Origin of the sequence: Aporhodopirellula sallentina SM41, from assembly GCF_000346505.1 — a bacterium.
Lineage (GTDB): Bacteria > Planctomycetota > Planctomycetia > Pirellulales > Pirellulaceae > Rhodopirellula > Rhodopirellula sallentina.
Genome location: NZ_ANOH01000420.1, coordinates 1 through 9,919 on the forward strand (window position 1 = coordinate 1; position 9,919 = coordinate 9,919).

Annotated in this window: 13 protein-coding genes; 10 read left to right on the forward strand and 3 right to left on the reverse strand. The window is 58.0% G+C overall.

Annotation, left to right across the window (positions count from 1 at the left end; genetic code table 11):
- On the forward strand, positions 1–1,046 hold a 1,046-nt coding region (locus RSSM_RS27235), incomplete at its 5' end, for a DUF1559 family PulG-like putative transporter (RefSeq protein ID WP_044303794.1).
- 426 nt (positions 1,047–1,472) lie between these two features.
- Here RSSM_RS27235 and RSSM_RS27240 read toward each other — a convergent pair.
- Together RSSM_RS27240 and RSSM_RS31985 are read right to left on the reverse strand one after the other, a co-directional pair.
- Positions 1,473–2,036 (reverse strand): hypothetical protein, encoded by a 564-nt coding sequence (locus RSSM_RS27240; protein WP_044303795.1) that lies wholly within the window; start codon positions 2,034–2,036, stop codon positions 1,473–1,475.
- Entirely contained in the window at positions 1,981–2,808 is an 828-nt protein-coding gene (locus tag RSSM_RS31985; protein ID WP_008687343.1) for an anti-sigma factor family protein, read from the reverse strand. Before RSSM_RS31985 ends, RSSM_RS27240 begins: the two co-directional genes overlap by 56 nt.
- Before the next feature lie 409 nt (positions 2,809–3,217).
- Between RSSM_RS31985 and RSSM_RS27250 the strand changes: the two genes are divergently transcribed.
- Both RSSM_RS27250 and RSSM_RS27255 read left to right on the forward strand, forming a co-directional pair.
- Positions 3,218–4,009 carry a class I SAM-dependent methyltransferase gene (locus RSSM_RS27250; protein ID WP_044303801.1) on the forward strand — a complete coding sequence of 264 codons (792 nt, stop codon included), beginning with the start codon at positions 3,218–3,220 and terminating at the stop codon, positions 4,007–4,009.
- Positions 4,010–4,110: 101 nt separating this feature from the next.
- The gene (locus RSSM_RS27255; protein WP_144060160.1) at positions 4,111–4,374 is read left to right on the forward strand and encodes a hypothetical protein; all 264 of its coding nucleotides are present in this window, start codon (positions 4,111–4,113) and stop codon (positions 4,372–4,374) included.
- Positions 4,375–5,082: 708 nt separating this feature from the next.
- Here RSSM_RS27255 and RSSM_RS27260 read toward each other — a convergent pair.
- Positions 5,083–6,204 carry a hypothetical protein gene (locus tag RSSM_RS27260; protein WP_144060161.1) on the reverse strand — a complete coding sequence of 374 codons (1,122 nt, stop codon included), beginning with the start codon at positions 6,202–6,204 and terminating at the stop codon, positions 5,083–5,085.
- Between the two features lie 224 nt (positions 6,205–6,428).
- Between RSSM_RS27260 and RSSM_RS27265 the strand changes: the two genes are divergently transcribed.
- From RSSM_RS27265 to RSSM_RS35545, 7 genes are all read left to right on the forward strand, one after another.
- The gene (locus RSSM_RS27265; protein ID WP_008687356.1) at positions 6,429–6,785 is read left to right on the forward strand and encodes a hypothetical protein; all 357 of its coding nucleotides are present in this window, start codon (positions 6,429–6,431) and stop codon (positions 6,783–6,785) included.
- 479 nt (positions 6,786–7,264) lie between these two features.
- Positions 7,265–7,573 carry a hypothetical protein gene (locus RSSM_RS33410; RefSeq protein ID WP_144060162.1) on the forward strand — a complete coding sequence of 103 codons (309 nt, stop codon included), beginning with the start codon at positions 7,265–7,267 and terminating at the stop codon, positions 7,571–7,573.
- 57 nt (positions 7,574–7,630) lie between these two features.
- A complete protein-coding gene (locus RSSM_RS27275) occupies positions 7,631–7,897 on the forward strand; it encodes a hypothetical protein (protein WP_008687362.1) in 267 nt (88 codons plus the stop codon).
- Between the two features lie 147 nt (positions 7,898–8,044).
- The gene (locus tag RSSM_RS27280; RefSeq protein ID WP_008687364.1) at positions 8,045–8,722 is read left to right on the forward strand and encodes a helix-turn-helix domain-containing protein; all 678 of its coding nucleotides are present in this window, start codon (positions 8,045–8,047) and stop codon (positions 8,720–8,722) included.
- Between the two features lie 238 nt (positions 8,723–8,960).
- Positions 8,961–9,236, forward strand: a complete 276-nt coding sequence (locus tag RSSM_RS27290) for a helix-turn-helix domain-containing protein (RefSeq protein ID WP_144060163.1) — start codon at positions 8,961–8,963, stop codon at positions 9,234–9,236.
- Positions 9,229–9,588: a hypothetical protein gene (locus RSSM_RS27295; RefSeq protein WP_044303800.1), complete on the forward strand. Its 360-nt coding sequence runs from the start codon at positions 9,229–9,231 to the stop codon at positions 9,586–9,588. The genes RSSM_RS27290 and RSSM_RS27295 overlap by 8 nt, the downstream gene beginning before the upstream one ends.
- Positions 9,585–9,919 (forward strand): bifunctional DNA primase/polymerase (locus RSSM_RS35545; protein WP_390174073.1); only part of this gene is annotated, 335 nt, incomplete at its 3' end. The genes RSSM_RS27295 and RSSM_RS35545, both read left to right, overlap by 4 nt.

The following is a 9,919-nucleotide window of genomic DNA, read 5'->3' on the forward strand; positions in this document are numbered from 1 at the left end:
CGCAAAAGTCGGGAACAGGGTTACCCGTTGGCGGAACGACTTGGGATGTCAACTCGGCAACGACCAACTGCGAGGAACTCAGTGCCCTCGTCGGGTTGCTCCCCTTCGTTGAGGCTCAAGCCCTTTGGGAGCAAATCAGCAATCCGAACGCGCCAAACAAGGACGGTTCGGCAGCGACTCGACCTGCGATGGGGCCAACGCCCGACAATGGTACGGGGAATGCGAATTATGGCCCTTGGAATACCGAGTTGCCGTTTTTGCGTTGCCCAAGCGATCCCGGACTCGGTTTGCCATCGGCCGGTCGTACGAACTACGCCGTTTGCCTCGGCGATAGCATCGTGTCATCGACAGACGGACCGTCGACGCACCAGCTGAACAAGAAGAATTCAATCTCGGGCCAGATGGCACGTGCGAACTGCCGTGGTGTGTTTGTGCCACGTCAGAAGTCCAGATTCCGAGACATCCTCGATGGTTTGGCCAACACGGCCATGATGGGCGAAATCGTTACCGACCTAGGTGACCGAGACATTCGAACGAACCCACGCTCGGCGGGCGCGACGTCGGCAGTGGCTGCCGATCCCTCGATTTGTGGCTCGGCCACTTTCGTCGATGCAACTCGTCCTCAGTTCTGGGCAACTGGAGCGTCCGTGATCAACAGCGGTAGCATCGGACGCGGGTTTCGATGGGCCGACGGCAACCCGATTTACTCAGGAATGATGACCATCAGTCCGCCCAACAAAGCTGCCTGCGTTTCCGACGAAGGCATGTATGACGGAGCCGCTCTCATGGCGACCGCGTCGGCCGACAAGCGCTACTCGTTGGTGCCATCGGGAAGCCGGCACCAAGGTGGATGTCATGTCCTGATGAGCGACGGAGCGGTCGCGTACATTACCGATTCGATCGAAGCTGGCAACCAAAGCAGCCCCATGGTTGCACTTATCCATAACAGCAATTCCGGTTTGGCGCCAGGATCGAAAAGCCCTTATGGTCTTTGGGGCAAACTCGGAACGAAGGCTTCGAAGGAAGTTATCGGCGAAGAGTTTTGATTTTCGATGCTAGGAAAAGCGAGAAACATAAAAGACGTTTCTATCGCACTCACGATTGAAATCAAAACACAACCAGAGGCCTGTGTCACAATCGCGACTCAGGCCTCTTCGCGTCGGTCGATGATGCAGTTCTGACGTTAACTGGGATGTCAGTCTTCGTACGGTTATGGCGGCCGCAGGTGTTATCCACCGAGCATTGAGGAATTGCCATAAGCATAGTCCTTCGGAAGAAGGACATCCGGATGAAATGGTTCATGCACTCCAAGTTTGCTAGCTCCTGCAGTGCGGACAACATTAAAGCATCGCGAGAGATCCAACCAGCGATCGGTTAGCAACTTTCCCATACGGGAACGACGCTAAGCAAGCGAAGCACCAAACCAACATCCTCTCACCCGATGCCCTAGGGCAATTGGTGCCATTCAGCCCTCAACGAACGAGGATCAACACTCGCGAGATCACATCGGTGCCCGAGCTCGACAACGACTCGCCGCCCGCGTTCATGTTTGCGGTCATCGGACTGAGCGGCATGAAGGTTTGATCGCCGAGCAGATCGCGAAGCGTCTCGAGTTCCTTGTCGTCGGCTCCGCTACCCAACTGCAAACTGATCGGTTGTTGATGCTTCACCTCCGTCGCATTGACGTGAGCCAACCGATCCGTCATTTGCAGAATCGGCGTGTCCGTCACCAACGACAACCCGATCGACTCAACTTGCTCGTCTTCTTTAAGCAGGTCGAGGAACAACCGGTCGATCTTCTTCGCCGATTCCTGCAAGAAAACAATCTGAAAACTCTCATCTTGGTCGAACACGTCGGCCCGTTTCGCCGCCGCGATCACATCCCGGTTCACCGGAGCACGGCTGGTTTCATCCAACCCGTTCCGCTGCATGGCTTGGGCGAACACGCCCGAGACACGTCCCTTCTGACTCAAACGCACATCATAGACCATCAACGCCCCCGCCGAGCGAAGGCGCGTCCAATGCGGGCGTATCATTCGATTCGATCGAAACACTCGACGACATGTCCATCGAAGCGGGTGCTGCCGCGGAAGCGATCGAGGCCGCCGCCGGTTTCGGCGCGACATCCATCAGATCCACATTCATCGAAGGTGTTTCAGCATCAACATCCGACTCCGTCGCAACGTCCGAGGCCATCAACGACGGCGACACCTCGGTAACGTCCACCGGGGCGATGGCCGGTTCCGTGACATTTGAATCGGCCAGCGTGTTTGGATTCGCCTGCGTGTCGACCGACAACGCATTCGCAGGATCGGTGTTCTGCGCGATCGTTGACACGTTGCCAACGTCCGTCCGACCACTCATATTCCACGAGACCAACATCAACACCGCGGCCGCCGATGCAGCGACGCCCGCGATCCAACGTGAACGATGCCATGCAGGCTGCGTCGAAGCCCGGTGCACCGGACCGACTGGGCTCGCATTCTCATTGCCAGCCGCATTCTCATCGCCAGCGACATTTTCATCGCCAGCCAAGTTTTCGTTGTCGCGTGAAACCGCGAGACTACGACGTCGCCCTTCGGCGAGAACACGAGAAGCAAAATCGGCAGACAATCGCGGTTGCGACTGGACTGACGAAGCAAACAACGCTTTCATGCGTTCACGGTCGGCGAGCATCGCGTCATACTGCGATCGAAGCGCGGCATCGTCGCGGAGTTTTGCGTCGAGCATTCGCGCATCGTTCTCGTCGAGCCGCCCGTCCAGGTGGTCGCTGAGAAGCTGATCGAAATCGGGTGAAGGAGATGACATACTGTCGGATCTTGAAAAAGCAAAGCGCTGCGGTCGATCGGCGAGAACATTGCTCGCCACGATCATGCGCGGCACATCCATGTGGTTTAAAAAACGTCCGTGTCGGTTGACAAAGCTGAGATGTCGATAGCCCCGGAAAAGTTCCTAAATTAGGGGAAAACCCTCGCGGAACTCGACGCGAAACGCTTCTTGGTCGCCAAAAAACCGAGATTTTGCTGCCGACGATGAGTTCTTTTTTCGCCCACGGGCGTTTCGATCGCCCTTAACGCGAAATTCACGTTCGCCTGCCTCACATCGGTTCATCGCGAGCTTTTTCCATGCGTTTTCCGTCTCCGAGTCTCTTCAGGGTATTTTCTTGACCATTCCCCGTGACAACGTGCTGCGTTCCAACCGTGAGTGCTATCAACGCATGACCGCCGCCGACTCGCCGCTGTGCCGAATCGTCTCCGACGAGGAACTCAAAGAGCCCCTTCAAACGGTCGACCGGATCGGGTGGCTTGGCGGGAACATTCGCGGATGGAAAGTGCTCTGCCTCGCCGCGGGAGGCGGTCGCCAGAGCTGCCTCTATGCCGCCGCCGGGGCTGACGTGACCGTCGTTGATCTCAGTCCCGCGATGTTGGAACTCGACCGGCAAGCGGCCGCCCGGCGAAAATACTCGGTGCGATTGCTCGAAGCCTCCATGGACGACCTGTCGATGCTCGACCCGGGCGCGTTCGATCTCGTCGTCCACCCGGTCAGCAGTTGCTACCTGCCCGACGTGACGGCGATCTACGCGGAAGTCGCCCGCGTCACGCGCCCGGGCGGCCTCTACGTCAGCCAACACAAATCCCCGACCAGCCTGCAAGGATCGATGCAGCGATCCAGCGGTTTCTACGAACTGCGGCACGACTACTACCGCACCGCCCCGGTGCCTCCCCCCGACACCGCATCGGTCGCGGCAAACCGCCTCCGAGAGAACGGCGCGGTCGAATTCCTGCATCGCTGGGAAGAGTTGATCGGCGGTTTGTGCCGGTCCGGGTTTGTTGTCGAAGATCTCGTCGAACCGATGCATGCGGCCGCCGATGCCACCCCCAACACGTTCGCCGATCGTGCCCGAGTGATCGCGCCTTACGTGCGCATCAAAGCTCGCCGGATGGGAGGCAACAACGGTAATTCCCGCGACAAAATTCCGTCCGACTCACCGATTTGGCTGCCCCAATGAAGCCGCCCGGGACGGAAAACAGGTGCCGGCAAAGCACGGAGTTTTCGAATACACAGTGCTGCAGAATGCAAAAACCCGGTACCGCAGGATGCAAAAAAACAATGTCACAGAATGCAACAACCAAAAACACAGTGCCGCAGAAAGCAGCGGAGCACGCCCAGGTGGATTCGAAAGAATACCGCAAAACAGGCGAAAAACGCACGGGCGACGAATCGGCGGTGTCGCGGGCGGTGTCATTGGTGTCTGAAGTGGATAAGCAAACCGAGGAACTGCTATCGATCTGGCATCGGATGAACGACTCGCAGCGGCGAAAACTGCTGATTGCGGCGAGAACGATCGCGGCGAACGAGACAGCGAAATCGTGACAGGCAGGAGTATCGAGCAGACAAGGGGCTGCGGCACGCCTGCGGCCTCTGGCTGGCCTCGTTGCTGCGTCAGAGCGTGAGGATGACTATCCAGTCACGTAGCGTGCTGGGGCGATCAGGGGGCGTTACGGGACGCGAGAGGCGATAGCGGGTAAGTCGTGACGGAACAGCGAGTTCGCCACGACAACGCAGGAACATGCCACAACCGAGCGTGACATTGCGGTGACATGATCGTGACCGACGCACACCGCAAAGTGTCCACCACGATCCGTGTCGATTGCAAGTCGATCGAGTAACCATCAAGATCGAACCCGGTGGCCCGGCCCCGCCCCGGCGCGGCCCCTAATCTATGTTCACCAAGAACTATTTTCGCGTTCCTAGCCGCCAACGGGCTCGACGGCCGAAACCGATGGGCTGCGTGCAAGCTCATCGGGTTGGAGCCGACGACGCGAATCTACAAGGAAGATGAAGAAGGGGCGGTCGCTCTTGTCATGTCCCTGAATCTTCACCGTCGGCACCTCACGCCTTCACAGGCTTCCATGTGTGCCGCTCGTGCACGTGGCATCTACGAGGATCAGGCGAAGAAACGGCAGGGGTCGAATCAACATCAGAGCAAGGTGGAAAATTTACCACCTTGCGAAACAGGCAAAGCCCGCGACCAAGCCGGTAAAGCGTTCGGCGTATCTGGTAAGTCGGTCGACCATGCCACTACATCACGCCCGCAGTGTTGAAACCCTCGTAGGTTCCTTCCGGCGTTGTCGCGGGAGGTGCAGCGTCGCGGCCAAGTGCATTGAGTTGTCGACGTAGACGGTCCATTCGGCGTTTGCGTGCTTGAGCTTCCGCCTTTCCGTCGAAAGAATTGCCAAACGCCCCGAAGAAGCCAGGATGGTTCAGCGCGTCGTATTCGGCCTGTATGTCTTCCGGCGTCAGACCGCCAGCCTGCATCGCGGCCTGCAGTGCCGTGGGGTCGTCGGTATCCGGCAGGGCATCCACGTAGGTGGTTCGGGCTTCGGGGTTGTTCGCGAACACTTCCCGCGTCTTCATCGTCGTCGCAAGGATTTCTTGCGGGCTCATGCTGGATTGCTCGTTGCGGTTGAACCGGCCCTGTGCCTCCAGTTCATCGAGTTTTCGGTTCTCGTGGTCGAGCCCAGCGGTCTGAACTAGTTCATCGAGGCTGAACCGTTTGCCGTCCATCTCGCGATCATACGCAGCCTGTTCCGCCAATCGGTCGAGCGTTTGCCGCTTCTCGATTGCAGCCATCGACAGAGCCGGGTTGCGATCGATGTTCCGTGCGGCAGCCGTCGCCATCAAATCGAGTTTGCCCGCTTCGTTGAACATCGGTGCGTAGGTTCCCGCGCCGTTATTGTACCCCACCGCGTTTCGATACTGAGCCCGCTGTTGCCGCATCGACAACGCCTTGGCCTTCTGGTCAGCCTTGCGAGCTTTGGCGGCTTCAAACTTCTCTCGGCGATGCGTGTCGCCCGGGGAGAACATTCGGTCGAGCGTCATCCCTTGGGCGTGCATCGGGGTTACGCCATCAAGTCCCGCGCCGATCGTCGGCATGACATGGTTGGCGTGTCGTGCCGCGTAGGCCGCATCAATCGCACCACTGCCAGCACTCATTTGAGTTCCCGGTGTCGCCACACCGCCACGGGTTGTCACGTTGTACTGATCGGTCACGCCAAGCGGTGACGCAGCACGTTGCCCCATCGCCTGAGCCGAGTCGAGCATCGATCCCAACGAGGCAGCGCGGTTGTTTGCTGACGTGGCGTGTTGGGTGAGCCACGAAGGGGCGGCGGGAGTCGGTGTTGCCTGGGCACCACGAGCCATTGGATTGGATTTGATCCGGGAAGCGAGATTGTTCGCTCCACGGGTTCGTCGCTGAGCATCGGTTCTCGACGCAAGATCGTCGAGGCTGCGGGGCTTCTGCGGGGCTTGGTTTGTTGATGTCCGAGGGTACATTGAACAATCTCCAGTGAAGTGTTTTGGTGAACGGAATTAAGGGACCAGTGACGTGATTATCCTACCGCTCTCAAACCGAAAGTCACTAAGAATTGCCAGAATCAAACGCAACAATTGACCGGCGTGAATTGCCCAAGGCCTGCCGCGAAGAACCAGACGATGCGCCGGTGCACGGCGGGTTGCTGGTTGAGGTTCAGAGCCTCGTCTACTGGTGGTTACTGAGTCCCAAGGAGGCCTGCGAAATCGTCGACTTCCCACTTGAGCGGTACCGTCCTCGCGCAGACGGGACGGAGGAACCGCCCTACATGCCGAGCCCTGATGAGATCGAGCGTCTGTGTCGTTCGATACGGACGGGCCAACTGCTGCTCGGTGGTTCCCAGGGAAAGCGATACCTGACCGATCCTGACGAGTGGGAAGGCGACGAAGCCGAGCCCGACGACTGGCCCTGATGCTTCCTGATGGCTCGTGATTGAAAGAACCGCTTGACGCGGCGGACGGGGCGGGCAATGATCGGGCATCGTTTGGCAGTTGGTCCGGCTTAAGAACCTGATCGACTTGACCCGTGGTTTTCTTGTGACCGTGGGTGACCGAGCCATCAATCACAATCAAAACGAGGAAGAATGCCAAAGCCCGATAGCTTGGGATTCATTGCGAGTATCGATCTGCACAGGCAGGGAACAAGCGTGAATCGGCGCGGTGTGATTGCTGCGTTTCTTAACCGAGCTATCGGGCTTTGTCGTGCGCGGGGTGTCAGCCCCGTGGAAGGACAGGCCCCAAAATGGCCGAACTACACGACCTAGCCGAGGAACGCCGGAGAAAAGCTGCGGAGCGTCGAGCCGCGTTCAGAGATGCCGCGAATCCAAGGACGCCACTGCAACAGATCGTCAAGCAAGTGGGCGTCAAGGCAACTGCGAAATCACGCATCGACATGAATACTCTGGAGCGCCTGGACGCCATTTTGACGGCGGCGGAATCGCTAGCGATGAATTGGCCAGAGGACGCCAAACAGATCGCGAGCGGGCTATTGAGAGCCCTACTGAGGCTCGAACTGGTGAAGGTGACCGGCAAGCCGCGATCCAACCCTGAACCGGATCGGATCGCGATGAAATTGTATCAGAAAACCGCGATCGATAAGGCGACGATGCGTCGGTTCACTGCGGCGTTGAAGTCACAAAACCCGGTGATAATCTTGGATGCCTGCCGTGGGTTACTCGTGCTCATTGCGGACGATGCTTGACGACTGACCTTTCCCGCGTTCAGCTTACGTTGACGCACTCAATACAAGGATTCATTGATGACCATTTTTGTTCGACGACATGGCTTGAAAGAGATCAAGATGCTGCGAGTCACTTGCCAAAAGTGCCAAGTGGCTACTGAGTTTCCGCTGGAAAAACTTGCGATGCCGCGGGACAACATGTGTCCCCACTGCGGAGATCAATGGCTCAATCGAAACGAAGAGCGTGATCCACTGTTTAAGCTGCAACATGCAATTGAGGAGTTGGATCACTTGAACAAGGCCATCGGCATTGAAGTCGTGTTCACAGATCAAGCCGAAGGATAGGAATTTCTTTTCGGCGGTTGATAGTATGAACCACGCGGGCTAGTCACCTGCGTTTCCACCGACGTCTGACCGCGTTGGTTTCTGCCCGTTGCCGCCCGGTATCCATGCACCTGGGCGGCGGCGGGCCTTCTCTCGCATGGAACCATAATGAACGAACAACGATTGATTACCGCCCTAGATCGGCTGGAAAACCCGGCGGCGCTGCAGACTGTTTGCAATGACTTCGATGAACTGCTGGAGTTTTTTGCGACGGCCAGCAAACAAGCCAGCCAAAAGATTGAGCACAGCGCAATCGAGTTAGTGCTAGGACTCGACTACCGTGAGCCGCCAAAGTTGAATCATCGAACCCGAGAAATCATCGCGGCTTTAGGCGGACCAATAGCGGAGGCCCTTTCCGAAGAAACCTTTTTCAAGCTCAGTTTCCTCTCTAAGCGTTCGGTGGAGAATGCTAGCGATGTACTCGTGATCATGGACGCGGCAAGACACGCCGCTGAACGGTTTATCGATACGATGGATAACTCGCCAGCGCTCGTAAACTGTCAACGGGAAAGCCGAGGTAAGGCCCCTGTGGACGATGGTGGGTTGTGCCTCCCTTTAACTGAAAACGATCGGAACATTCTAGCTGCCATGCTGGAGCTCAACGCGACCATAGAGAACCCTGTAGCGTCGGACAAGATCCTGAAACGGGCGTTGAATCAGAACGATCCAAAGCGAGCGTTCGACCGGTTGCGAGAGAATAGGTTGATTGACGCGAAGCGGCGTCACGGTCGATGGCTTACCGAGAGAGGGCGCGAAATCGCAAGTATGGCGCAATCTGCCCTGTAATCTGCACCTAATTGGCGCAATGGGTCTCGCCCATAGTTCCCCCAGTCAATTCATTTCTGGGAGGAACAAATGCCCAAACAATCAGACCGACGCCCATACCTTGCGGCAATCCCACCAAGCGCACGAGTACGTGAGCGGCTATTCCAGGTCCAGCGCGAAATAGCCCAGCTAAAGATCCTGCTGCGAACGGCCGAGGAAATCGAGCGAGCGACCGCCCCCGACCAATCGGAGGTGGGAAATGAGGACTGAAATCGAGGGCGTATCGCCCGATGCACTGGTCGCGCTGATCACCCAGTCGGTAGTCACGAAGCTGACGCCGATGATCGAGCAATCACGCGATCCGATGCTGGTCCCACCCGACGAAATGGCGCGACTCGCCGGGATCAGTCGTCCGCACCTGGATAGGCTACGGGCAGCGGGGAAAATCCCGAGCATCCTGGTCGGTCGGGCACGCCGGTACGAGCCGTCGAAAGTCATCGAGGCTCTTGCTGCGGGAGGTGCCGACCATGAGTGATCACCGCCCAGATGGCACCCGGCGACCGAAGCGGAAGCCAGACGGTGAACCGGAAATGAGTCTTTTCGACTACGGCGCGACGGCCCAAGCCACTCGTGCTGCGGCACATGCTGCGGCATTGCCACGGCAGACTGATCGCATCGCCAGAGCCGAGGAGATACTACTGGCCCGAGGTGCCACCGGATGCACGCGGCACGATTTGGCCGATGCAATGGGACTGCCACTGCAAAGCGTCTGTAGCGTTGCCCTGCGGCTATTGCGAGAGGGTGTGGCATCTGAGCCGGGTATGCGTCGTCCGACGCCATCAGGCGGCACGGCGGCCGTGATGGTGCATGTGGAGTTCATCAAGTGACCCCAACATCGCCGCGAGATTCTGCCCTTGCACTTCACGAAATGGGATTTGTGGTCGTTCCCTTATGCGTAGGCAAAAAACGCCTGTCACTGAGGAAAGGGGAGCTTGCCAAACTGGAGGCACGGTCTCTTGATCGTGAGTGGGTGAAGTCGCAGTGGCCACCGAAGTCGATGCGTAACGTTGGCATTCGGCTGGGGGCAGTTTCGGGCGGTGTCATCGCAATGGACTTCGACGATGCTCGAGACTACCACGAGTGGGCGAACTCTCACGCGGACCTAGCGGCGAGGCTACCGACGGTTCAGACCCGACGGGGTTTTCATGTCTTTTTGAT

What these genes read in the sequence shown, in the direction of transcription:
- RSSM_RS33410 (WP_144060162.1), top strand. Translation starts at nt 7,265, where the DNA reads ATGAATACTCTGGAGCGCCTGGACGCCATTTTGACGGCGGCGGAATCG.
- RSSM_RS27240 (WP_044303795.1), bottom strand. Translation starts at nt 2,036, where the DNA reads ATGATACGCCCGCATTGGACGCGCCTTCGCTCGGCGGGGGCGTTGATG.
- RSSM_RS27250 (WP_044303801.1), top strand. Translation starts at nt 3,218, where the DNA reads ATGACCGCCGCCGACTCGCCGCTGTGCCGAATCGTCTCCGACGAGGAA.
- RSSM_RS27255 (WP_144060160.1), top strand. Translation starts at nt 4,111, where the DNA reads ATGTCACAGAATGCAACAACCAAAAACACAGTGCCGCAGAAAGCAGCG.
- RSSM_RS27275 (WP_008687362.1), top strand. Translation starts at nt 7,631, where the DNA reads ATGACCATTTTTGTTCGACGACATGGCTTGAAAGAGATCAAGATGCTG.
- RSSM_RS27290 (WP_144060163.1), top strand. Translation starts at nt 8,961, where the DNA reads ATGAGGACTGAAATCGAGGGCGTATCGCCCGATGCACTGGTCGCGCTG.
- RSSM_RS27280 (WP_008687364.1), top strand. Translation starts at nt 8,045, where the DNA reads ATGAACGAACAACGATTGATTACCGCCCTAGATCGGCTGGAAAACCCG.
- RSSM_RS31985 (WP_008687343.1), bottom strand. Translation starts at nt 2,808, where the DNA reads ATGTCATCTCCTTCACCCGATTTCGATCAGCTTCTCAGCGACCACCTG.
- RSSM_RS27260 (WP_144060161.1), bottom strand. Translation starts at nt 6,204, where the DNA reads ATGGCTCGTGGTGCCCAGGCAACACCGACTCCCGCCGCCCCTTCGTGG.
- RSSM_RS27295 (WP_044303800.1), top strand. Translation starts at nt 9,229, where the DNA reads ATGAGTGATCACCGCCCAGATGGCACCCGGCGACCGAAGCGGAAGCCA.